Source organism: Collinsella ihumii (assembly GCF_900046475.1).
In the GTDB taxonomy this organism is placed as follows: Bacteria; Actinomycetota; Coriobacteriia; order Coriobacteriales; family Coriobacteriaceae; genus Collinsella; species Collinsella ihumii.
The window spans coordinates 69,512-91,068 of sequence record NZ_FCOU01000008.1; the positions used below are offsets into that span (position 1 = coordinate 69,512).

A 21,557-nucleotide genomic window follows, 5' to 3' on the forward strand; every position below is an offset into this window, starting at 1 on the left:
CTTCACGTGCATCGGATCGCAATGGGAATGCAGTTTTTGGCCATAGCGCGATCTTCCGACCTGCCGTGCAACGATAAAAAGCACCGCCCGGGCGAATGCCCGGACGGTGCTAGCGCGACAATTCGATATGTCGGAGAAGCCTACTCGTTGAGAGCGGCGTTCACAGCGACGGCGCAAGCGACGGTGGCACCGACCATGGGGTTGTTGCCCATGCCGATGAGGCCCATCATGTCGACGTGCGCAGGCACCGAGGAGGAGCCGGCGAACTGGGCGTCGGAGTGCATACGACCCATGGTGTCGGTCATGCCGTAAGAGGCAGGGCCGGCAGCCATGTTGTCCGGATGCAGGGTACGACCGGTACCGCCACCGGAGGCCACGGAGAAGTACTTCTTGCCGTCGGCCAGGCGCTCCTTCTTGTAGGTGCCCGCAACGGGGTGCTGGAAGCGCGTGGGGTTGGTGGAGTTACCGGTGATCGAGATGTCGACGTTCTCGTGCCACATGATGGCAACGCCCTCGCGGACATCGTCGGCACCGTAGCAGTTGACCTCGGAGCGAGGACCGTCGGAATACGGGATGGTCTCGACGACCTTGAGCTCGCCGGTGAAGTAGTCGAACTGGGTCTTCACATAGGTGAAGCCGTTGATGCGGGCGATGATCTGGGCGGCATCCTTGCCGAGGCCGTTCAGGATAACGCGCAGCGGCTTCTTGCGGGCCTTGTTGGCGTTCATAGCGATGCCGATGGCGCCCTCAGCGGCAGCAAAGGACTCGTGGCCGGCCAGGAACGCGAAGCACTCGGTGTCGTCGCCGAGCAGCATGGCGCCCAGGTTGCCGTGGCCCAGACCGACCTTGCGGTCCTCGGCGACGGAGCCGGGCACGCAGAAGGCCTGCAGGCCCTCGCCGATGATAGCGGCGGCCTCAGAAGCGCTCTTGGCGCCCTTCTTGATGGCGAGAGCGCAGCCGAGGGTGTAGGCCCACTTGGCGTTCTCGAACGCGATGGACTGGACGTCTGCGACGATCTCGCGAGGATCGATACCCTTGTCCTGGCAGATCTGCAGAGCCTCCTCGAGGGAGGAGATGCCGTTCTCGGCGAGGCAGGCATTAATCTTGTCGATGCGGCGCTCGTAACCTTCGAAGCTAACAGCCATTATTCTTTCCCTCCCTTTCTACTCGTGAACCGGGAACACGGACTCGACGGTGTGGGTCTCCTCGTCGGTACGAGGATCGATGTACTTGGCAGCGGCCTCCCACTGACCATAGTGACCCATGGCGCCAGCGATGGCGTCCTCGGGGGTGGCACCCTTCTTGAGGGCATCGGTGAACTTGCCGAGGTTCAGGAACTCGAACGCGATGATCTCGTTCTTGTCGTTCAGAGCCATGCGGGTGACGTAGCCCTGGGAGAGCTCGAGATAGCGAGCGCCCTTGGCCTTGGTGCCGAACATGGTGCCGACCTGGGAGCGCAGGCCCTTGCCGAGGTCGTCAAGGGAAGCGCCGACGGGCAGGCCGCCCTCGGAGAACGCGGTCTGGCTGCGGCCGTACACGATCTGCAGGAAGATCTCACGCATGGCGACGTTGATGGCGTCGCACACGAGGTCGGTGTTCAGGGCCTCGAGGATGGTCTTGCCGGGAAGGATCTCGGAAGCCATAGCCGCGGAGTGGGTCATGCCGGAGCAACCGAGGGTCTCGACGAGGCACTCCTCGATGATGCCGTTCTTGACGTTAAGCGTCAGCTTGGAAGCGCCCTGCTGGGGAGCGCACCAACCAACACCGTGCGTAAGGCCGGAGATGTCGGAAATCTCCTTGGCCTGAATCCACTGACCCTCCTCGGGGATGGGTGCGGGGCCGTGGTATGCGCCCTTGGCAACCGGGCACATGTTCTCCACTTCTGCTGTGTACTGCATGCCTCTCCTCTCTTTCGTGATCAATCCCAAAAGATCCGCGGCGAAACGGAACACCTTTTGAGCACTGACATGCGTATCCATTTTAGCGCGAAACTGACGCGGCGAATTCGTCGAAGGGCGGTGAATTTGACGCGACCGGTTGGATTTCGCCAAGCGTAGAGTTTCAACCTCAGTGCAACACGCCCCAAGGATTCCAGAACCCAGCGCAACGCGTTGCGCTGGGTTCTGGAATCCTTGGGGCGTGGGGCCGGTCGGCGGCCCCGGCAAGGAGGCCGGAATATGAAGGGCTCGAAGAGGGCGAAGGCCGCCCCGCTCGCCGCGCGGCGCGCCTACCCGAGGCTCACGCTCGACGACAGGCGGGGCATCGAGCGCGGCCTGGACGGGGGCGAGAGCATGCGCGAGATCGCGCGCAGGCTCGGCAGGCCGCCGTCCACGGTGACGCGCGAGGTCAAGAGGAACAGGGTGTACCTGAGGCCCAGGGGCATGGAGGGCGAGCGGTTCCCCGCGGAGGGGCCGGACGGGCTGTGCGGCCTGCTCGCGAGGTCGCCGGGCGTGTGCAACGGGTGCAGGAAGAGGGCGTGCGGCTGCTCGAGGACCCCGAAGGCCGTCTACCGCGCGGCGAGGGCGCACGCGCTCGCCGACGAGGAGCTCCGGGGGGCGCGCAGGGGCGTGGACGAGACCGAGGAGGGCATGGCCATGAAGCTCGAGGTCATCCGCTCCGACCTCGCCCGCGGCCTGTCGCCGGAGCAGATCGCGGCCACGAGGCCGTCGCTCGGCGTCTCGAAGTCGACGATATACCGCTGGGCCGACGAGGGCTACGGGGGCATGAGCAACATGGAGCTGCGGCGCAAGGTCGGCTACAAGCCGAGGAGGAGGAAGGTCCCGCGCAGGCCGACGCCCCACTCCGACCGCAGGTCGCACGCCGCGTTCCTCGCGCTGCCGCGGGACGCGCGGGACGGACGCTGGGAGATGGACACGGTCGAGGGGCGCTCCGGCGACTCCGCCGTCGTGCTGACGCTGCTGAACAGGGCGACGAGGTTCCAGCTGGCGCTGCCGATGGCCGCCCAGACCTCGGCCGAGACCGTTCGCGCGCTGGGCGCCCTGCGCGCCCTGCTCGGGGAGGACGGCGTGCGCCGGGTCTTCGCCGTCGTGCTCACCGACAACGGCTCCGAGTTCGCCGACGAGGCCGGCATCGCCGCCGCGCTCTGCGAGCGGCCGGGCGAGACGAGGCTGTTCTACTGCGACCCGATGCGCTCGGACCAGAAGGGCTCCTGCGAGCGCAACCACGTCGAGATCAGGAAGCTGCTGCCGAAGGGCCGCGGGATATCCTTCGACCGGCTGGCGCCGGCCGACTGCGCCCTGCTGATGAGCCACGTGAACTCCGAGCCGAGGGGCTCGCTCGCCTTCATGTGCCCCTCGGCGATGCTGCTGGCGGCCTACGGGGACGACGCCCGGGCGCTCCTCGACGGGCTCGGCGTCGAGGTGCTGGACCCCTCGGAGCTCGACCTGACGCCGGGGTGCATCGAGCGCGCCCGCGCCGAGAGGGGTGACGGGCCGCTTGTGTTTGATAACGTCTGACTTGCGGATTTGATCACCCGGAGCTTTCGGGAATGGTCACGAAAAACTTTCGGGTTTGGGCATGGGCACGCCGACCATCCCCAACGGGGCCTAACGTTGTCGCTGCTACGGTTGCGACGATGGGAGGCCGGGAAGGAAATGATCGGCGTGGACAAGATCGACGATATCAGAAGGCTCGGGAGGGGCGGGGCGAGCGTCGCCTCGATCGCCCGGGAAACCGGGGTCTCCGAGCCCACGGTGAGGAAGTACCTGAGGGAGACCGACCTCTCCGAGAGGCCGCCGGCGGTCGGCAGGGCGCCCGAGTCGCCCCTGCTCGAGCCCTTCGCGGCGCTGGTCGATTCGTGGCTGCTCGAGGACAGGCGCTGCTGGTACAAGCAGCGCCACACCGCGAAGAGGGTCTTCGACCGGCTCGTCGCGGAGAAGGGCTTCGAGGGCTCGTACTCGACCGTCAGGAGGTACGTGAGGAGGAGGCGCGAGGAGCTCGCCGCCGAGCTCGACGCCCGCGAGGCGCAGGGGTTCCTGCTGCTCGACTGGCTCCCGGGCGAGTGCCAGGTCGACTTCGGGCAGGCCGACTTCCGCGTGCGAGGCGTCGTCACCCGCGGCCACTTCCTCGTGGTCACGTTCCCGCACTCAAACGTCGGGCTCGCGCAGGTCTTCTGGGGCGAGACCGCGGAGTGCGTCTGCCAGGGGCTCCGCGACGTCTTCGAGTTCCTCGGGGGCGTGCCGCTGCGGGCCGTGTTCGACAACGCCACCGAGGTCGGCCGCAGGGTCGGCGCCGAGATGAGGACCTCGGCGCTCTTCCGCCGGTTCGCCGCGCACTACGGGCTCGACTACAGCTTCACCAACCCCTACTCGGGGAACGAGAAGGGCTCCGTGGAGAACAAGGTCGGGACGCTCAGGCGCAACCTCTTCGTCCCGGTCCCGCAGGTCTGGGACGTGAAGGCCTACAACGAGCGGCTGCTCGGGACGTGCCTGGCGCTCTCGGACGGCAAGCCGCACTACCGCAAGGGCGCGAGCGAGTCCGAGCTCTTCGGGGACGACCGCGCCGCGCTCTCGCCGCTGCCCGCGGCTCCGTTCGCGTGCGTGACGTGGCTCACCAGGAGGTGCGACAAGCAGGGCTCGTTCAGGGCGGGCGGCGAGCACCGCTACTCGGCGGGGCCCGTCAACGCCTCCCGCGAGGTCGCCGTCGCGATGGGCGCCTTCGACGTCACGGTCGTCGGCGCCGGAGGCGAGGTCGTCGCCGAGTACCCGCGCGAGTGGGGCGACGCGCCGACGGACTCCGCCGACCCAATGCTGCAGCTGAGGCTGCTCTGCGTGCGCCCCGGCGGCTGGCGCGACAGCGTCGTGCGGGGGTCCCTGCCCGAGCAGCTCGTGGCGTTCCTCGACTCGGAGTCGCCCGCCGACCTCGGAGCCGACCTCAGGGCGCTGCGCGACGTGAGCGCCAGGCTGTGCTCGTCGACGACATCGATGGTCGCGCCGAGGCGCTCGGGGCCACGGGCGGCGTCGACGCCGCCACCCTGGAGCTCGCCGCCGCTAGGGCGGCCGCCGGCGACGCGCTCGTCGAGTACGACGAGCCGGTCGACCTCGCGGGGTACGACCGGGCCTTCGAGCTGCTGGAGGGGGGCGCCGCCAGTGCCTAGGATCCCGGACGCCGAGCGCGAGGAGTTCTCCTCGCGCGCCAGGTCGCTGTTCATATCGAAGGCGACGATAGCGTGGTTCCTCGAGACGGCGACCTCGAGCAGCTCCGCCTCGCGCTCGAGGATGTTCTCGGGCGCGCCCGAGCCGGCGGATGCGCGCCCGGCCGCGGGCCATGCCCGCTTCCCCGTGCCCAAGGCCGTGGAGGGGTTCGACTGGTCCAACGTGCGCTTTCCCGAGGGCTGGGGCCGAGACGAGATGCTCTCGCTCGACTTCGTGGAGCGCGCCGAGGACCTCGTCTTCCACGGCCCGACCGGCCGCGGCAAGACGCACGTGGCGACGGCCCTCGGCATCGAGGCGACCCGGCGCGGGGTGCCCGTGCGCTTCTTCCAGACGGCGGCGCTGGTGCTGCAGCTCGGCAAGGCGAAGCGCGAGGGGACGCTCGACAGGCTGCTGGCGGACGTCGGCAGGGCCAAGCTCGCCATTCTCGACGAGACCGACTCGGGCCTCGACGTCGACGGCGCGCGCCTGCTCTACCAGGTCATATCCGACTCTTACGAAAGGAGGAGCATAGTGTTCACCACGAACGTCGAGTTCAGCCGGTGGGGCACGGTCTTCGCGGACGACAAGCTCGCCGCCGCGATCGTGGACCGCGTCGTCCACCACGGCAGGCTCGTCGAGTTCGGCGGCCCAAGCCACCGTCTCGAGGAGTCACTCATGCTGGGCAAGTCGGGAAGCTAGCGGCGCGCCCGTGACCGAACCCGAAAAAGTTGCGTGCCCAAACCCGAAAGTTTTCCGTGATCATTTCAGAAAGACGGACTTGACCGCACGCATGTGTTTGGTCAAGTCCGTCTTTCTGAAATGATCACGGAAAACTTTCGGGTTTGGGCACGCAACTTTTTCGGGTTCGGTCACGGGCGCGCCGCTAGCTTCCCGACTTGCCCAGCATGAGTGACTCCTCGAGACGGTGGCTTGGGCCGCCGAACTCGACGAGCCTGCCGTGGTGGACGACGCGGTCCACGATCGCGGCGGCGAGCTTGTCGTCCGCGAAGACCGTGCCCCACCGGCTGAACTCGACGTTCGTGGTGAACACTATGCTCCTCCTTTCGTAAGAGTCGGATATGACCTGGTAGAGCAGGCGCGCGCCGTCGACGTCGAAGGGGACGTAGCCGAACTCGTCGAGGATCACGAGCTCGGCCCTGCCGACGTCCGCCAGCAGCCTGTCGAGCGTCCCCTCGCGCTTCGCCTTGCCGAGCTGCAGCACCAGCGCCGCCGTCTGGAAGAAGCGCACGGGCACCCCGCGCCGGGTCGCCTCGATGCCGAGGGCCGTCGCCACGTGCGTCTTGCCGCGGCCGGTCGGGCCGTGGAAGACGAGGTCCTCGGCGCGCTCCACGAAGTCGAGCGAGAGCATCTCGTCTCGGCCCCAGCCCTCGGGAAAGCGCACGTTGGACCAGTCGAACCCCTCCACGGCCTTGGGCACGGGGAAGCGGGCCTGGCGCAGCAGCCGGGCGCGCTTCGACCGCTCGCGGGACTCGAGCTCGCGCGCGAGCATCCCCGAGCACGCGGCGAGCTGGCCCGGGGTCGCCGTCTCGAGGAACCACGCTATCGTCGCCTTCGATATGAACAGCGACCTGGCGCGCGAGGAGAACTCCTCGCGCTCGGCGTCCGGGATCCTAGGCACTGGCGGCGCCCCCCTCCAGCAGCTCGAAGGCCCGGTCGTACCCCGCGAGGTCGACCGGCTCGTCGTACTCGACGAGCGCGTCGCCGGCGGCCGCCCTAGCGGCGGCGAGCTCCAGGGTGGCGGCGTCGTCGCCACCTGCGGCCCCGGCGTCCTCATGCCCCAGGTCGCCGCCGCCGCCGCCTGGCGCTCACGTCGCGCAGCGCCCTGAGGTCGGCTCCGAGGTCGGCGGGCGACTCCGAGTCGAGGAACGCCACGAGCTGCTCGGGCAGGGACCCCCGCACGACGCTGTCGCGCCAGCCGCCGGGGCGCACGCAGAGCAGCCTCAGCTGCAGCATTGGGTCGGCGGAGTCCGTCGGCGCGTCGCCCCACTCGCGCGGGTACTCGGCGACGACCTCGCCTCCGGCGCCGACGACCGTGACGTCGAAGGCGCCCATCGCGACGGCGACCTCGCGGGAGGCGTTGACGGGCCCCGCCGAGTAGCGGTGCTCGCCGCCCGCCCTGAACGAGCCCTGCTTGTCGCACCTCCTGGTGAGCCACGTCACGCACGCGAACGGAGCCGCGGGCAGCGGCGAGAGCGCGGCGCGGTCGTCCCCGAAGAGCTCGGACTCGCTCGCGCCCTTGCGGTAGTGCGGCTTGCCGTCCGAGAGCGCCAGGCACGTCCCGAGCAGCCGCTCGTTGTAGGCCTTCACGTCCCAGACCTGCGGGACCGGGACGAAGAGGTTGCGCCTGAGCGTCCCGACCTTGTTCTCCACGGAGCCCTTCTCGTTCCCCGAGTAGGGGTTGGTGAAGCTGTAGTCGAGCCCGTAGTGCGCGGCGAACCGGCGGAAGAGCGCCGAGGTCCTCATCTCGGCGCCGACCCTGCGGCCGACCTCGGTGGCGTTGTCGAACACGGCCCGCAGCGGCACGCCCCCGAGGAACTCGAAGACGTCGCGGAGCCCCTGGCAGACGCACTCCGCGGTCTCGCCCCAGAAGACCTGCGCGAGCCCGACGTTTGAGTGCGGGAACGTGACCACGAGGAAGTGGCCGCGGGTGACGACGCCTCGCACGCGGAAGTCGGCCTGCCCGAAGTCGACCTGGCACTCGCCCGGGAGCCAGTCGAGCAGCAGGAACCCCTGCGCCTCGCGGGCGTCGAGCTCGGCGGCGAGCTCCTCGCGCCTCCTCCTCACGTACCTCCTGACGGTCGAGTACGAGCCCTCGAAGCCCTTCTCCGCGACGAGCCGGTCGAAGACCCTCTTCGCGGTGTGGCGCTGCTTGTACCAGCAGCGCCTGTCCTCGAGCAGCCACGAATCGACCAGCGCCGCGAAGGGCTCGAGCAGGGGCGACTCGGGCGCCCTGCCGACCGCCGGCGGCCTCTCGGAGAGGTCGGTCTCCCTCAGGTACTTCCTCACCGTGGGCTCGGAGACCCCGGTTTCCCGGGCGATCGAGGCGACGCTCGCCCCGCCCCTCCCGAGCCTTCTGATATCGTCGATCTTGTCCACGCCGATCATTTCCTTCCCGGCCTCCCATCGTCGCAACCGTAGCAGCGACAACGTTAGGCCCCGTTGGGGATGGTCGGCGTGCCCATGCCCAAACCCGAAAGTTTTTCGTGACCATTCCCGAAAGCTCCGGGTGATCAAATCCGCAAGTCAGACGTTATCAAACACAAGCGGCCCGTCACCCCTCTCGGCGCGGGCGCGCTCGATGCACCCCGGCGTCAGGTCGAGCTCCGAGGGGTCCAGCACCTCGACGCCGAGCCCGTCGAGGAGCGCCCGGGCGTCGTCCCCGTAGGCCGCCAGCAGCATCGCCGAGGGGCACATGAAGGCGAGCGAGCCCCTCGGCTCGGAGTTCACGTGGCTCATCAGCAGGGCGCAGTCGGCCGGCGCCAGCCGGTCGAAGGATATCCCGCGGCCCTTCGGCAGCAGCTTCCTGATCTCGACGTGGTTGCGCTCGCAGGAGCCCTTCTGGTCCGAGCGCATCGGGTCGCAGTAGAACAGCCTCGTCTCGCCCGGCCGCTCGCAGAGCGCGGCGGCGATGCCGGCCTCGTCGGCGAACTCGGAGCCGTTGTCGGTGAGCACGACGGCGAAGACCCGGCGCACGCCGTCCTCCCCGAGCAGGGCGCGCAGGGCGCCCAGCGCGCGAACGGTCTCGGCCGAGGTCTGGGCGGCCATCGGCAGCGCCAGCTGGAACCTCGTCGCCCTGTTCAGCAGCGTCAGCACGACGGCGGAGTCGCCGGAGCGCCCCTCGACCGTGTCCATCTCCCAGCGTCCGTCCCGCGCGTCCCGCGGCAGCGCGAGGAACGCGGCGTGCGACCTGCGGTCGGAGTGGGGCGTCGGCCTGCGCGGGACCTTCCTCCTCCTCGGCTTGTAGCCGACCTTGCGCCGCAGCTCCATGTTGCTCATGCCCCCGTAGCCCTCGTCGGCCCAGCGGTATATCGTCGACTTCGAGACGCCGAGCGACGGCCTCGTGGCCGCGATCTGCTCCGGCGACAGGCCGCGGGCGAGGTCGGAGCGGATGACCTCGAGCTTCATGGCCATGCCCTCCTCGGTCTCGTCCACGCCCCTGCGCGCCCCGCCGAGATCCTCGTCGACGAGATCGCCGTCGGCGCGGTCGGCTTCGTGGTCCTCGAGCAGCCGCACGCCCTCTTCCTGCACCCGTTGCACACGCCCGGCGACCTCGCGAGCAGGCCGCACAGCGCGGCCGACGCCGCCGCGATGAACCGCCCCGCCCTGCTGCCCCTGGGCCTCAGGTACACCCTGTTCCTCTTGACCTCGCGCGTCACCGTGGACGGCGGCCTGCCGAGCCTGCGCGCGATCTCGCGCATGCTCTCGCCCCCGTCCAGGCCGCGCTCGATGCCCCGCCTGTCGTCGAGCGTGAGCCTCGGGTAGGCGCGCCGCGCGGCGAGCGGGGCGGCCTTCGCCCTCTTCGAGCCCTTCATATTCCGGCCTCCTTGCCGGGGCCGCCGACCGGCCCCACGCCCCAAGGATTCCAGAACCCAGCGCAACGCGTTGCGCTGGGTTCTGGAATCCTTGGGGCGTGTTGCACTGAGGTTGAAACTCTACGGCCAACCCACACGGATTGTAGGGACACGGCGAAGACGAATTTGAGGGCTGGACAGACGGCGCATGCCGCTATACTAGGCCTTGACCATTAAGCGCAGTACGAGATGCTCGCATGGAACCAACATATCCGCGATGCGGAAATAAGCCTTTCTATGTGGATGTCTCACCGACTGCGCTGGGGCATCTATTTTTTATGGCGCGACCGGGCCTTCGGGCGGGCGCGCGCCGCGACCATCAGGGAAGGAGTTCGATGAGCACGCCTACACCCAAAGCCGTCATCATGGATGAGGCATCCGTCTCGCGTGCGATGACGCGCATCGCGCACGAGATTCTCGAGCGCAACGAAGGGTGCGAGAACCTCGCCATCGTGGGCATCGTCACCCGTGGCGACCTTCTGGCCAAGCAGCTCGTAGACCGCATCAAGGAGATCGAGGGGGTGGACATCCCGCTCGGCAGCCTCGACATCAGCTTCTATCGCGATGACTTCCTGACCCACTTCTCGCCCGAGGTGCACGCCACGCACATCCCGTTCGATGTCGACGGGAAGCGCATCGTGCTGGTCGACGACATCCTGTACACGGGCCGCACGATCCGCTGCGCGCTGGACGCCATCATGGACCTCGGCCGCCCCTCGCGCATCGAGCTCGCCGTCCTCGTGGACCGCGGCCATCGCGAGCTTCCCATCTGCCCCGATTTCGTGGGCAAGAACGTTCCGTCCTCGCACGAGGAGAACGTCCGCCTGTATCTCAAGGAGGTCGACGGCCGCACGGCCGTTGAGATCTTCGACGTCGCGCCCGGGGCACACGTGGGCTCCGCGCCTCTGGGAGGTGAGTAGCCGCATGGCTTTCAATCACAAGCATCTGATCGACATCCGGGAGTACTCCGATACCGATCTCATGACCATTCTGGAGACGGCGAAGGCCTTCTCCCAGGTCAACGAGCGCGCCATCAAGAAGGTGCCGACGCTCAAGGGCAAGACCATCGTCAACATGTTCAACGAGCCCTCCACGCGCACCCGCAGCTCCTTCGAGCTCGCCGAGAAGCGCCTGTCCGCCGACAGCCTGAACTTCGGCGGCTCCTCGACGTCCACCGTCAAGGGAGAGAGCCTCATCGACACCGTCATGACGCTCAACTCCTATAAGATCGACATGGTCGTCATCCGCGACAAGCACGCGGGCGCCCCCTACATCGTCACGCAGCATTCTCCCGTGTCGGTCATCGACGCGGGCGACGGCAAGCACGGCCACCCCACCCAGGCCCTGCTCGACCTGTACTCCATCTGGGAGCGCAAGCACACCTTCGAGGGTCTGAAGGTCGGTATCGTGGGCGACATCTCGCACTCCCGCGTGTGCGGCTCGCTCATCCCCGCGCTCAAGATCATGGGCGCCGAGGTGACGATCATCGCCCCCGGCACGCTCATCCCGCCCGCGCCCGAGGTGCTCGGCGTCGACCACGTGAGCTACAGCCTCGACGACGCGCTCCCCGAGCTCGACGTCGTCTACATGCTGCGCATCCAGCGCGAGCGCCTCGAGGGCGCCCCGTTCCCGAGCCTGCGCGAGTACCACGAGCTGTACGGCCTCACGCGCAAGCGCGAGCATCTCATGAAGCCCGACGCCATCGTGTGCCACCCCGGCCCGATCAACCGCGGCGTCGAGTTCGACTCCTACATGGCCGACCATCCTGAGCGCTCGGTCATCTTGGACCAGGTCTATGCCGGCATCTGCGTGCGCATGGCCGCCCTGTATCTGCTGCTTGGAGGTGCCGATAATGGCCTTGCTTCTTAAGAACGCCCACATCGTCGACCCGTCCGTCAACCTTGACGGCGTGGCCGATGTCGCCATCGAGGGCGACCGCATCACCGCCGTCGGCGAGAACCTTGCCGTCGAGGGCGCCGAGGTCATCGACCTTTCCGGCAAGTACCTCGTGCCGGGCCTCGTGGACATGCACGTCCACCTGCGCGACCCGGGCTACGAGCACAAGGGTGACATCGTGAGCGAGACCCGCGCCGCTGCCAAGGGCGGCATGACCGGCGTGTGCTCCATGCCCAACACCGACCCGGTGACCGACAACGGCGTGGCCGTCGAGTACGTGAAGTCCGTCGCCGCCGCCAAGGGCCACTGCCGCGTCTATCCGTCCGGCGCCATCACCAAGGGCCTCAAGGGCGAGATCATCTCCGAGATGGGCGACATGGTCGCCCACGGCTGCGTCGCGTTCACCGACGACGGCCGCGGCATCCAGGGCGCCGGCATGCTGCGCCGCGCCATGGACTACGGCAAGATGTTCGGCAAGGTCTTCATGAGCCACTGCCAGGACGAGGACCTCGTCGGCGAGGGCCAGATCAACGAGGGCGCCGTGTCCACGCGCCTCGGTCTTCTGGGATGGCCCGCGGAGGGCGAGGAGCTCCAGATCCAGCGCGACATCATGATTGCCCGCCTGACCGGCGCCAAGCTGCACATCCAGCACATCTCGACCGCGCGCGGCCTCGAGATGGTCCGCGCCGCCAAGGCCGAGGGCCTTCCGGTCACCTGCGAGGCGACCCCGCATCACCTGTTCCTCACCGAGGACGCCATCGACGAGACCTACAACACCTCCCTCAAGGTCAACCCGCCGCTGCGCACCGCCGCGGACGCCGAGGCCCTGCGCGAGGGCGTCGCCGACGGCACGGTCGACGCGATCGTGACCGACCATGCGCCCCATGCCGACTGGGAGAAGTCTCGCGAGTTCGAGCTGGCTCCGTTCGGCATGATCGGCATCGAGGGCTCGCTGGCGCTCGTGCTGACCAACCTGGTCAAGACCGGCAAGATCACCTACCAGCGCATGGTGGAGCTCATGTCCATCGCCCCGCGCCGCATCCTCGGCGTCGAAGAGGTCAAGATCGAGGCCGGCTCGCTTGCCGACATCACCGTGTTCGATCCCGAGATCCGCTGGACGATCGGCGAGGACGGCTTTGAGTCCCGCGCCCATAACTGCGGCTTCACGGGCACCGAGGTCTGCGGTCGCGCCACCGACGTGTTCGTGGGCGGCAAGGCGACCCTGCGCGATGGCGTCGTCTGCTAGCCGCGCGCATTTGCTACCATAGGTACCAACCGTTAGCTGCGGGCCGGGTGCGCCATCTCGCAAGAGGGGTGCCTCGGCCCGTTGAGTTTCGCTTATCAAGAGAGGAGACGCGTATGCCCCAGCCTTCTTCGGCTCGGCTGCATGAGTTCAGGATCGTCTCGAACGACAAGATCGCCGACGACACCTATGCGCTTGTCATCGAGGCCCCGGCGCTCGCAGCCGCCATCAAACCCGGACAGTTCATGAATTTCGAGGTTCCCGGCAACGCCATGAGCCTGCTGCGCATCCCGCTGTCCTACGCCCGCGCGGACGCGGACGCCGGCACGGTCGAGATCTGGTACGCGGTGGTGGGCGAGGGCACCGAGCGCCTGTCGCAGATGCGGCCCGGCGACACCTCGACGGTGCTCGGCCCCGGCGGCCACGGGTGGAGCGTGCCCGAGGGCTGCTCGCGCGCGCTGCTCGTCGGCGGCGGCATCGGCGTCCCCCCGCTGGTTCCGTTGGCCGAGCAGCTGCATGCCCAGGGCATCGAGTTCGACGTGTGCCTGGGCGCCAAGACGGCGACCGCCGGCGTGGGCAGCTCGGAGCTCGACGCGCTCGGCGCGCACGTCATCGAGATCGCGACCGATGACGGTACGGACGGCTACCACGGCTTCGTGACCGACCCCGCCGCCAAGCTGCTCGACGAGAAGCGCTATGACTACGTCGCCACCTGCGGCCCGGGCGTCATGATGTCCAAGGTCGCCGAGGCCGCCGCCAAGGCGGGCGCGTACTGCGAGGCGTCGCTCGAGCGCATGATGAGCTGCGGGTTCGGTGCCTGCAGTACCTGCAACGTCGAGACGACGGAGGGTATGAAGGGCGCCTGCATGTGCGGTCCCGTGTTCGATGCATCCAAGGTGGTGGTCTGGTGAGCCAGGTGAATATGGCCGTCGACTTCGGCGGCATCAAGATGAAGAACCCCATCAACACCGCGGCCGGCACGTTCGGCCAGGGTTGGCAGTTCGAGCCGTTCATCAACGTGAGCGACCTGGGCGCCATCACGACCAAGGGCTGCGCGGCCGAGCCGTGGCCCGGCAACCCGGCGCCCCGCATGTGCGAGATCCCCGGCGGCATGATGAACTCCGTCGGCCTGCAGAACCCCGGCGTCCGCGGGTTTGCCGAGGAGTCCGGCGAGTACCTGGCCGATCTTACGGCCAAGGGCACGCAGGTCATCTGCCAGGTGGCGGGCCACTCCACCGAGGAGTACGTGCGCGCGCTCGAGCTGTTCTGCGAGCTGTGCCCCTGGGCCGCCGGCTTCGAGATCAACGTGAGCTGCCCCAACATCTCGGCGGGCGGCGCCGCCTGCGGATCGACGCCCGAGGGCGCCGCCGAGGTCATGCGCGCGTGCCGCAAGGTCACGGACAAGCCGCTTGTCGTCAAGATGGCCCCGGTCCGCGTGGCGGAGATCGCCCGTGCGCTCGAGGCGGAGGGCGCCGACGGCCTGTCGGTCATCAACTCCATTTCCGGTATGGCCATCGACGTGCATACGCGCAAGAGCCGCCTGTCCAAGCCCACGGGCGGCATGTCCGGCCCGCTGTGCCACCACATCGCCGTGCGCATGGTTTGGGAGGTCGCCAACGCGGTGGACATCCCCATCAACGGCGTGGGCGGCGTCATGACCGGCGAGGACGCGGCGGAGTTCATCCTTGCCGGCGCGACCTGCGTGTCGGTCGGCATGGCCAGCTTCGTCGACCCGACCGCCTCGGTGCGCATCCTGCATGAGCTCGAGGACTGGGCCGCATCGCAGGGCGTGTCCGACATCAACGAGCTCCGGGGGGCCGTCATATGCTAGATTCCGATGCCCGCGACCGCGTGATCGTCGCCATCGACTGCGGGCGCGAGGAGGCGCTCGACCTCGCCGACCGCCTGTCGGGCCATGCCCGGTGGCTCAAGGTCGGCATGACGCTGTTCTACGCCGAGGGCCCCGCGATCGTGGCCGAGATGCGCGAGCGCGGCTTCAAGGTCTTCCTCGACCTCAAGCTTCACGACATCCCGCATCAGGTGCGCGGCGCCGCCGAGGCGGCTGTGCGCACCGGCGCGGACCTGCTGACCATCCACGGCCTGGGAGCCGGCGCCATGATGGCCGCCGCGCGCGAGGGCGTGGAGGCGGCCGCCGAGGGCGGCGAGCGCGCGAAGGTCATCGCGGTGACCGTGCTCACGAGCATGGACCAGGCCGCGCTGTCCTCCATCGGCGTCGAGTCGCCGGTTGCCGACGAGGCCGACCGCCTGGCCGGCCTGGCCGCGCAAAACGGCATCGACGGCGTGGTGTGCTCGCCGCAGGAGGCCTCTCGCATGCGTGAACTTCTGGGTGAGGGAGCGCTTGTCGTGACGCCCGGCGTGCGTCCGGCGGGCGCGGCGCTCGGAGACCAGAGCCGCGTCGCCACGCCCGCTCAGGCCATCGCGCGAGGCGCGAGCCATATCGTCGTCGGCAGGCCCATTACCAGCGCGGACGATCCCGTCGCCGCCTATGAGGCCATCGTCGCCGAGCTCGTCGAGCAGGCCTAGTTTCTCCATGTCGTGCCGCGCCTATCGCGAAACTTTCGTGGAGCGAAGCCGAGAATGTCCATTCTTCCTGCGGTTTTGCTTGAAGTTTGGGAACACATCGACTAAGGTATTACGGCGCATGAGTGCAAAGACCGCAGGTCACGCGCTTGCGTTCAATGTTTTATGGTAAGTAACCCTACGTAATTGGAGGTATCATGGCGCTTCCTCAGCTCACCGATGAGCAGCGCAAGGCTGCTCTGGAGAAGGCTGCTGCCGCCCGTCACGCCCGTGCCGAGCTTCGCGAGAAGATCAAGAAGGGTGAGATCTCGCTCGAGTCCGTCCTCAACTCCGACGATCCGATCGCCTCTCGCATGAAGGTCTCCACCCTCATCGAGTCGCTCCCCGGCTACGGCAAGGCCAAGGCTGCCAAGATCATGGACGAGCTGGGCATTTCCGCTACGCGTCGTGTCCAGGGTCTCGGTGTCCGCCAGCGCGAGCAGCTCCTCGAGCAGCTCTCCCGTTAAGTGAGCGGCTACACCCCTAAGCTCTTTGTGATTTCCGGACCGTCAGGTGCAGGGAAGGGGACGCTGGTTGCGCGCATCCGCGACCGGTATCCTCGGCTCGGCCTGACGGTTTCCGCTACCACACGGGAGCCACGCGAGGGCGAGATCGACGGCAAGAGCTACTACTTCCTGACCGATGAGGAGTTTTCCCGCCGTGTCGAGGCGGGGGAATTCGTCGAGTGGGCGCATGTGCACGGCCATTGCTACGGCACGCTCGTGAGCGAGATCACGTCCAAGCTGGACAGCGGCAGCTCCCTGGTGCTCGAGATCGATGTGCAGGGCGCCTTCCAGGTCAAGGAGCGCTTCCCCGACGCCGTCCTCGTGTTCATCATGCCCCCTTCGCTCGCTATACTGAAACAGCGCCTGAGCGACCGCGGAACCGAGACCGACGAGTCGCTCACCTTGAGGATGGCCAACGCCGAGCGCGAGATGGCGCTCGCCGACCGCTACGACGACGTGGTGGTCAACGACGACCTCGAGCGCGCGACGGGCGAGCTGTTGGGTGTTATCGAGAAGCATGAAAGGAACTGAGACGTCATGTCCGTAATCAAGCCCCGTATCGACGACCTGCTGGAGAAGACGGATAACAACCGCTTCCTTCTGGCATCGCTCGCCTCCAAGCGCGCCTGCGACATCAACAGCATGCTGCGCGGCCAGCACAGCCGCGTTCTGGCCGTCCAGGATGTCGACGATATCACCATCGCACTGTCCGGCGCCGACACCATCTCCATGGCCATGGATGAGATCCTCGACGGAGACATCTCCTACGACCACGAGCGCTACGTGTCGGCCCTGCAGCACGCCAACCCGGAAGCGTAGCGCGTATGGCGAGCCGCGTTTGCCTGGTCCATTATCACGAGATCGGGCTCAAGGGTAAAAACCGCGCGCGTTTCGAGCATATTCTCATGGATAACCTGAAGGCGGCCTTGGCCGCCTTTTCCGTGGCGACGATCGCGCGCATCTCCGGCCATATCCTCGTGACGTTCTCCGTCGCGGGGGAGGCCGAGCGCGCGTTCGAGCTCATCGCACGCGTTCCGGGCGTCGCCCGGGTCTCGCTGGCGTTCCACACCAACCGCGAGGCGCATGAATACTGCCAGGCGGCGGTGCGCGCCCTGCGCGAAGCAGGGGAGTTCTCCTCCTTCAAGGTCGCCGCGCGCCGTTCGAACACCGACTACGAGCTCACCTCGATCGACCTCAACCGGCAGGTCGGCGAGGTGCTGTGCGAGGCCTTCCCCGACAAGAAGGTCCTCATGCACGACCCCGACATCCAGGTTCACGTGCTTGTGGTCCAGGGCAGCGTCTACGTATATGCCAAGAGCATCCCCGGCGTGGGGGGTCTGCCGCAGGGGAGCGCGGGCAAGGTCGTGACCCTGCTCTCGAGCGGCATCGATTCCCCGGTTGCCACGTGGATGCTCGCGCGGCGCGGCGCCACGCCCGTCCCGGTGCACTTCTCGGGCCGTCCCCAGACGGCCGACACGAGCGAGTATCTTGTGCAGGATGTGATCGAGGCGCTGGCTCCCGCCGTGAAGATCCCGCGCCTCTACGTCGTCCCGTTCGGCGATTGCCAGCGCGAGATCTCGCTTGCCTGCCCGAGCGACCTGCGTGTGATCATGTATCGCCGCGTGATGTACTCCGTGGCCGAGCGGATCGCCAGGCTCGAGAACGCCAAGGCCATCGTGACGGGCGAGTCGCTCGGTCAGGTCGCCTCGCAGACGCTTGAGAACATCATGGCGGTCAACGAGGTCGCGAGCCTTCCGGTGTTCCGCCCGCTGATCGGTTCGGATAAGCAGGAGATCATCGCGCGCGCCAAGCAGATCGGGACCTACGACATCTCGACGCAGGATGCTCCCGACTGCTGCACGCTGTTCATGCCCCGCCGTCCCGAGACGCACGCCAAGATGGACAAGGTGCACGAGGCATGGGACATGTTCGACCACGATGCGATGATCGAGCAGCTCGTGCGCGATGTCGAGCACATCGATTTTCCGCGTCAGCCGTAACGGGGAAACACCCGCCGATTCATCCTACGCCCGGCACAGCGTGCCGGGCGTTTTCGGTTTCAGCACGGATACGGAGCCCGTCCGTGCCTCCCGCTGCGACCGCCATGCGGCACGTGGCATACTCCTATGATCGCGCGCCTTACCGGAATCCAACGCGCCCGTCGGATTCGCGGCAAGCGTCCGGTAAGGTCGCACGCCAGTATTCGAGATTTTTGACGCCTGCCGTCGCGTCCCATGGTTGCATGGGGTGCAGGAGGTGGCTCGTATGGCTCAGTTGGGATCGGATGCACAGCATCCGGTGGAGGCGGCAAAGCGGCGCGTTCGTCAGAATCCCGCACTTCTGGCGGCGCTTCTCGTGGCGGCGGTGACGATCGCGGCGGTGTGCGCAATCGGCATCTGGCAGGCGACCGGCGACGGCGTGCTCATTGAACAGGGGACGGCGCCGGTGCCCGAGACGGATGGGGTGCAGGGAGATGTGCCGGATGCAGACGGGTCGGGGGAGGACGGCGCGGATGCCGTCGATGATCAAGACGTTGCGGCGACGCCCTCATTGCTTGTCGTCGACGTGGACGGCGCCGTCTCGAATCCCGGCGTCTACGAGCTTGCCGCGGATGCGCGCGTGAACGACGCCATCCAGGCCGCCGGTGGTCTTACGAGCGAGGCCGATGCCGCGGCGATAAACCGCGCCGCCCTTCTGACCGACGGCCAGAAGGTCTACGTTCCCCATGTCGGCGAGGAGGTCGAGACGACCGCGGGAGCGGCGACGCCTGCAAGCCCGGGCGCCGCATCGTCTGATGCGGGCCCCGTCAACATCAACACTGCCTCCGTCGACGACCTCGACACGCTTCCGGGCGTCGGCCCCTCCACGGCGCAGGCCATCGTCGACGATCGCGCGCAGAACGGGACGTTTGCCAGCATCGAGGACATCATGCGCGTCTCGGGAATCGGCGAGAAGAAGTTCGAGAAGCTGAAGGGCCTGATTTGCGTGTAGGGGCCGCGCCCGCAGACGCCGGACTGCCGCCGCGCCCCTATGTCCCGCCCCTGTGCGCGGGCGCGGCCTCGGCGTGTGCGGTCTGCGCCCTGCTGCTTGACCGCGCGTGGGCGAACCGGTCCGCGTCATGGAGACCCGTCCTCTGTCCAAGATGAAGCGTTGGCGTCTCGTCGAGATCATCGAGCGCGCTAAGTAATCACCAACCGTACGCTTCTGCGATGACGTGCGCCGCGCCGGCGCAACCCGCCACATAGGCCGGCGCACCTCTCATCGTTCTCTCATTCGGAGGAACTACCATGATTCAAATGCAAACCATGCTCACGGTTGCTGACAACTCCGGTGCGCGCAAGGTTCGCTGCATCAAGGTGCTCGGTGGCTCCAAGCGTCGTTATGCCGGCATCGGTGACGTGATCATCGCCGCCGTCCAGGAGGCCACCCNGGCGCGGCCCTCGTCGTGCTGTCGGCCGCCCCCTTCGCGCGGCGCGCCGACTATGCGCGCGCCGCGCTGTTCTGGGCGGGGATCCTGTGCATCGCCTCGAGCCTTTCGAGTGCCATCTGGATCCAAGGGCTTCAACGGGACGGCGCATCGTTTGCGGGCTCGGCCAGCCGGTACCGGTATGAGGTCTGCTCCGATGCCAGCCACGGTGCGTTCGGCGTCTCGTTTACCGCCGAGGCGTACGATGACGAGGGTCGTCGCGCATGCCGCGTACGCGTCACGGCGCAGGAGGCGTTCGCTGCGGGAGACGTGCTGTCGCTGGTGGGGCGCATAGAGCCGCTCGACGACTCCGAGTGGGGCCGCTCCCGTTTCATGAGGGGCGAGATCGCCACGGTGCGCGCCGTGCGCGTGACCGACGTGGTCTCAGGAGGCTTCGACCCCGTTCGCGCGCTGCGCCAGGCGGCCGTCGACGCCATCGATCCCGCGCGCAGCGCCGCCCGGGCGCTCGTGGCGGGGACCGTGTGCGGGAGCGTCACGGATCTCAACCAGACAGATGCGTCGGATGTGTTCTCGGCGACCGGCCTGTCCCATCTCGTCGCGGTCTCGGGAAGCCATCTCGCGCTCATCTCGGCGTTCGTCTCGAAGCTACTCGACCGCATCGGGTGCTCGCGCACGGCGCGCTTCGCCGTGGTCGGCGCGCTTTCGGTCGCCTACGTCCTGTTCACCGGGTGCGCGCCCTCCGCCGTTCGTTCGGCCATCATGGTGTGCTTGGCCATGACGGCGCAGGGAGCGGGGCGTCGCGGCCACGGCATATCGGCGCTCGCGCTCGCCGTCTGCGGGTTCGTGCTCATGTGTCCGGGTGTGGTGTTCGACCTCGGCTTTCAGCTCTCCGCGATGAGCGTGCTGTTCATCTCGCTGTTCGGGACCTATGTCGCCCATCTGCTTCGGCGCGCGGGGCTGCCGAGGGCGCTCTCGGACCCGCTGTCGCTCACGCTTGTGGCCCAATGGGCGACGCTTCCTCTGACGCTGCCCGTGTTCGGCGAGCTTTCCCTCGTGGCGCCTGCGGCGAATCTCGTCGTCGGACCCCTGATGAGCGCCCTGCTCGTATGCGGGCTCGCGCTCGTCTGGCCCTGTATCGCGTTTCCCCCGCTGTGCGCGCTCATGGCGATGCCCGAGGCGCTGGCGAACATCTCCATCTTCGCCGCCGAGCTGCTGGCGTCCGTTCCGTTCGCATCCGTCCGCGTGTCGGCGGAGGGCCCTATGATGGCGATTCCCTATGTCGTGGCCGGTGCGGTCTACGTGCGCTGGCCCGACCCTAAGCGCTGGCAGCTTCTCTTCAGCGCTTCGCTGACGGTCGGCTCGTGCGGCTGTTGGCTTGCGTACTGGCAGGTGTTCGCCCCGCCGGCGATCACCGTGCTCGATGTCGGACAGGCGGACTCGATCCTCGTGCGCGACGGATCGCAGACGCTGCTGGTCGATGCGGGCGTGGATGAGGCGGCTGCCGAGGCGCTCGCGCGCAACCATGTGCTGCAGCTCGATGCCGTGCTCATCACCCATTGGGACCGCGACCACTGGGGAGGGCTGCCCGACGTGCTCGCGACCGTCGAGGTGGACCGGATCCTCGTGGCGCGGGGCGCCGCGGCCCGCGTCCCGTCCGAGCTTCTCGATCTGCTGCCGTGCGCATGCACCGAGCTCTCGGCGGGCGACAGCATCTCTGTCGGCGGCTACACTTGCGATGTCGTATGGCCGCGCGAGGAGGTGGCGGGGGAGGAGAACGCCGACTCGGTGGTGCTCGACGTCTCGTACGCGGGGCCGGCGGGATCATACAGCATGCTGCTCACCGGGGACACGGAGGTCGACCAGGAGCTGGCGTACGCCGACGCGGTGGGAACGGTCGACATCTTGAAGCTCGGGCATCACGGGTCCGCCTCGTCGGTCGACGGGGAGGTGCTCGCCCTGCTCGACCCGAGCGTCGCCGTGGCCAGCGCGGGCAAGGACAATGCCTACGGCCATCCCGATTCCGCCTGCGTGCAGGCGGTCGAGCGGCACGGCGCGGCCTTCGCGTGCACGAAGGATGCGGGGGATCTGGTCGTGGAGCCCCATGACGGCGGGTTCCGCGTGAGGGCGCGGGGCACATCGAGGTAGAATGGGCCTTTAAGG

20 protein-coding genes and 2 pseudogenes are annotated in these 21,557 nt (G+C 67.9%); 16 read left to right on the plus strand and 6 right to left on the minus strand.

What is annotated here, in order from left to right; genetic code table 11:
• Positions 1-140: 140 nt before the first annotated feature.
• Positions 141-1,145 (minus strand): GGGtGRT protein, encoded by a 1,005-nt coding sequence (locus BN3789_RS06505; RefSeq protein WP_066831922.1) that lies wholly within the window; start codon positions 1,143-1,145, stop codon positions 141-143.
• Positions 1,146-1,163: 18 nt separating this feature from the next.
• On the minus strand, positions 1,164-1,898 hold the full coding sequence (locus tag BN3789_RS06510) for an iron-sulfur cluster assembly scaffold protein (RefSeq protein ID WP_066831924.1): 735 nt from the start codon (positions 1,896-1,898) through the stop codon (positions 1,164-1,166).
• Between the two features lie 279 nt (positions 1,899-2,177).
• On the opposite strand from BN3789_RS06510, the gene BN3789_RS06515 reads away from it, so the two are divergent.
• Both BN3789_RS06515 and istA (BN3789_RS13420) read left to right on the plus strand, forming a co-directional pair.
• Positions 2,178-3,476, plus strand: coding sequence for an IS30 family transposase (locus BN3789_RS06515; protein WP_066831926.1), 1,299 nt, complete (start codon positions 2,178-2,180; stop codon positions 3,474-3,476).
• Positions 3,477-3,623: 147 nt separating this feature from the next.
• A complete protein-coding gene (gene istA / locus BN3789_RS13420; RefSeq protein ID WP_202615095.1) occupies positions 3,624-5,852 on the plus strand; it encodes an IS21 family transposase in 2,229 nt (742 codons plus the stop codon).
• Positions 5,853-6,036: 184 nt separating this feature from the next.
• On the opposite strand, the gene istB is transcribed toward istA (BN3789_RS13420), so the two are convergent.
• From istB to BN3789_RS13490, 4 genes are all read right to left on the minus strand, one after another.
• Positions 6,037-6,792, minus strand: coding sequence for an IS21-like element helper ATPase IstB (gene istB / locus BN3789_RS06530; RefSeq protein ID WP_079989156.1), 756 nt, complete (start codon positions 6,790-6,792; stop codon positions 6,037-6,039).
• Between the two features lie 152 nt (positions 6,793-6,944).
• Positions 6,945-8,270, minus strand: coding sequence for an IS21 family transposase (istA, locus tag BN3789_RS06535; protein WP_161938982.1), 1,326 nt, complete (start codon positions 8,268-8,270; stop codon positions 6,945-6,947).
• A gap of 147 nt (positions 8,271-8,417) precedes the next feature.
• Positions 8,418-9,407 carry an IS30 family transposase gene (locus BN3789_RS06540; RefSeq protein WP_411431526.1) on the minus strand — a complete coding sequence of 330 codons (990 nt, stop codon included), beginning with the start codon at positions 9,405-9,407 and terminating at the stop codon, positions 8,418-8,420.
• Positions 9,296-9,706 carry a helix-turn-helix domain-containing protein gene (locus BN3789_RS13490; RefSeq protein ID WP_411431527.1) on the minus strand — a complete coding sequence of 137 codons (411 nt, stop codon included), beginning with the start codon at positions 9,704-9,706 and terminating at the stop codon, positions 9,296-9,298. Before BN3789_RS13490 ends, BN3789_RS06540 begins: the two co-directional genes overlap by 112 nt.
• Before the next feature lie 374 nt (positions 9,707-10,080).
• Here BN3789_RS13490 and pyrR point away from each other — a divergent pair, with 374 nt between their 5' ends.
• From pyrR to BN3789_RS06605, 14 genes and pseudogenes are all read left to right on the plus strand, one after another.
• On the plus strand, positions 10,081-10,665 hold the full coding sequence (gene pyrR / locus BN3789_RS06545) for a bifunctional pyr operon transcriptional regulator/uracil phosphoribosyltransferase PyrR (protein ID WP_066831930.1): 585 nt from the start codon (positions 10,081-10,083) through the stop codon (positions 10,663-10,665).
• 4 nt (positions 10,666-10,669) lie between these two features.
• Complete coding sequence (locus BN3789_RS06550; protein ID WP_066831932.1) at positions 10,670-11,614, plus strand: aspartate carbamoyltransferase catalytic subunit; 945 nt, start codon at positions 10,670-10,672, stop codon at positions 11,612-11,614.
• Entirely contained in the window at positions 11,598-12,887 is a 1,290-nt protein-coding gene (locus tag BN3789_RS06555; protein ID WP_066831934.1) for a dihydroorotase, read from the plus strand. Before BN3789_RS06550 ends, BN3789_RS06555 begins: the two co-directional genes overlap by 17 nt.
• A gap of 113 nt (positions 12,888-13,000) precedes the next feature.
• Entirely contained in the window at positions 13,001-13,795 is a 795-nt protein-coding gene (locus BN3789_RS06560; protein WP_229254240.1) for a dihydroorotate dehydrogenase electron transfer subunit, read from the plus strand.
• 11 nt (positions 13,796-13,806) lie between these two features.
• Positions 13,807-14,715, plus strand: a complete 909-nt coding sequence (locus BN3789_RS06565) for a dihydroorotate dehydrogenase (protein WP_079989161.1) — start codon at positions 13,807-13,809, stop codon at positions 14,713-14,715.
• Complete coding sequence (pyrF, locus tag BN3789_RS06570; RefSeq protein ID WP_066831936.1) at positions 14,709-15,428, plus strand: orotidine-5'-phosphate decarboxylase; 720 nt, start codon at positions 14,709-14,711, stop codon at positions 15,426-15,428. The genes BN3789_RS06565 and pyrF overlap by 7 nt, the downstream gene beginning before the upstream one ends.
• Positions 15,429-15,622: 194 nt before the next feature.
• Positions 15,623-15,931, plus strand: coding sequence for an integration host factor, actinobacterial type (mihF, locus tag BN3789_RS06575; RefSeq protein ID WP_066831938.1), 309 nt, complete (start codon positions 15,623-15,625; stop codon positions 15,929-15,931).
• Positions 15,932-16,501 (plus strand): guanylate kinase, encoded by a 570-nt coding sequence (gene gmk / locus BN3789_RS06580; RefSeq protein WP_066831939.1) that lies wholly within the window; start codon positions 15,932-15,934, stop codon positions 16,499-16,501.
• A gap of 6 nt (positions 16,502-16,507) precedes the next feature.
• Positions 16,508-16,789 carry a DNA-directed RNA polymerase subunit omega gene (locus BN3789_RS06585; RefSeq protein WP_066831941.1) on the plus strand — a complete coding sequence of 94 codons (282 nt, stop codon included), beginning with the start codon at positions 16,508-16,510 and terminating at the stop codon, positions 16,787-16,789.
• Between the two features lie 5 nt (positions 16,790-16,794).
• A complete protein-coding gene (gene thiI, locus BN3789_RS06590) occupies positions 16,795-17,970 on the plus strand; it encodes a tRNA uracil 4-sulfurtransferase ThiI (protein WP_066831943.1) in 1,176 nt (391 codons plus the stop codon).
• Positions 17,971-18,235: 265 nt separating this feature from the next.
• On the plus strand, positions 18,236-18,961 hold the full coding sequence (locus BN3789_RS06595; protein WP_066831945.1) for a helix-hairpin-helix domain-containing protein: 726 nt from the start codon (positions 18,236-18,238) through the stop codon (positions 18,959-18,961).
• A gap of 106 nt (positions 18,962-19,067) precedes the next feature.
• Positions 19,068-19,157 (plus strand): annotated as a pseudogene (gene rpsQ, locus BN3789_RS12360) (30S ribosomal protein S17); the annotation flags it as partial.
• 100 nt (positions 19,158-19,257) lie between these two features.
• Positions 19,258-19,398, plus strand: a pseudogene (locus tag BN3789_RS06600) (uL14 family ribosomal protein); the annotation flags it as partial.
• Between the two features lie 17 nt (positions 19,399-19,415).
• Entirely contained in the window at positions 19,416-21,542 is a 2,127-nt protein-coding gene (locus BN3789_RS06605) for a ComEC/Rec2 family competence protein (protein ID WP_229254241.1), read from the plus strand.
• Positions 21,543-21,557 lie beyond the last annotated feature (15 nt).

What these genes read in the sequence shown, in the direction of transcription:
- mihF (WP_066831938.1), top strand. Translation starts at nt 15,623, where the DNA reads ATGGCGCTTCCTCAGCTCACCGATGAGCAGCGCAAGGCTGCTCTGGAG.
- BN3789_RS06550 (WP_066831932.1), top strand. Translation starts at nt 10,670, where the DNA reads ATGGCTTTCAATCACAAGCATCTGATCGACATCCGGGAGTACTCCGAT.
- BN3789_RS06510 (WP_066831924.1), bottom strand. Translation starts at nt 1,898, where the DNA reads ATGCAGTACACAGCAGAAGTGGAGAACATGTGCCCGGTTGCCAAGGGC.
- thiI (WP_066831943.1), top strand. Translation starts at nt 16,795, where the DNA reads ATGGCGAGCCGCGTTTGCCTGGTCCATTATCACGAGATCGGGCTCAAG.
- BN3789_RS06595 (WP_066831945.1), top strand. Translation starts at nt 18,236, where the DNA reads ATGGCTCAGTTGGGATCGGATGCACAGCATCCGGTGGAGGCGGCAAAG.
- BN3789_RS06505 (WP_066831922.1), bottom strand. Translation starts at nt 1,145, where the DNA reads ATGGCTGTTAGCTTCGAAGGTTACGAGCGCCGCATCGACAAGATTAAT.
- BN3789_RS06515 (WP_066831926.1), top strand. Translation starts at nt 2,178, where the DNA reads ATGAAGGGCTCGAAGAGGGCGAAGGCCGCCCCGCTCGCCGCGCGGCGC.
- pyrF (WP_066831936.1), top strand. Translation starts at nt 14,709, where the DNA reads ATGCTAGATTCCGATGCCCGCGACCGCGTGATCGTCGCCATCGACTGC.
- BN3789_RS13490 (WP_411431527.1), bottom strand. Translation starts at nt 9,706, where the DNA reads ATGAAGGGCTCGAAGAGGGCGAAGGCCGCCCCGCTCGCCGCGCGGCGC.
- BN3789_RS06565 (WP_079989161.1), top strand. Translation starts at nt 13,807, where the DNA reads ATGGCCGTCGACTTCGGCGGCATCAAGATGAAGAACCCCATCAACACC.
- pyrR (WP_066831930.1), top strand. Translation starts at nt 10,081, where the DNA reads ATGAGCACGCCTACACCCAAAGCCGTCATCATGGATGAGGCATCCGTC.
- BN3789_RS06560 (WP_229254240.1), top strand. Translation starts at nt 13,001, where the DNA reads ATGCCCCAGCCTTCTTCGGCTCGGCTGCATGAGTTCAGGATCGTCTCG.
- BN3789_RS06555 (WP_066831934.1), top strand. Translation starts at nt 11,598, where the DNA reads ATGGCCTTGCTTCTTAAGAACGCCCACATCGTCGACCCGTCCGTCAAC.
- BN3789_RS06585 (WP_066831941.1), top strand. Translation starts at nt 16,508, where the DNA reads ATGTCCGTAATCAAGCCCCGTATCGACGACCTGCTGGAGAAGACGGAT.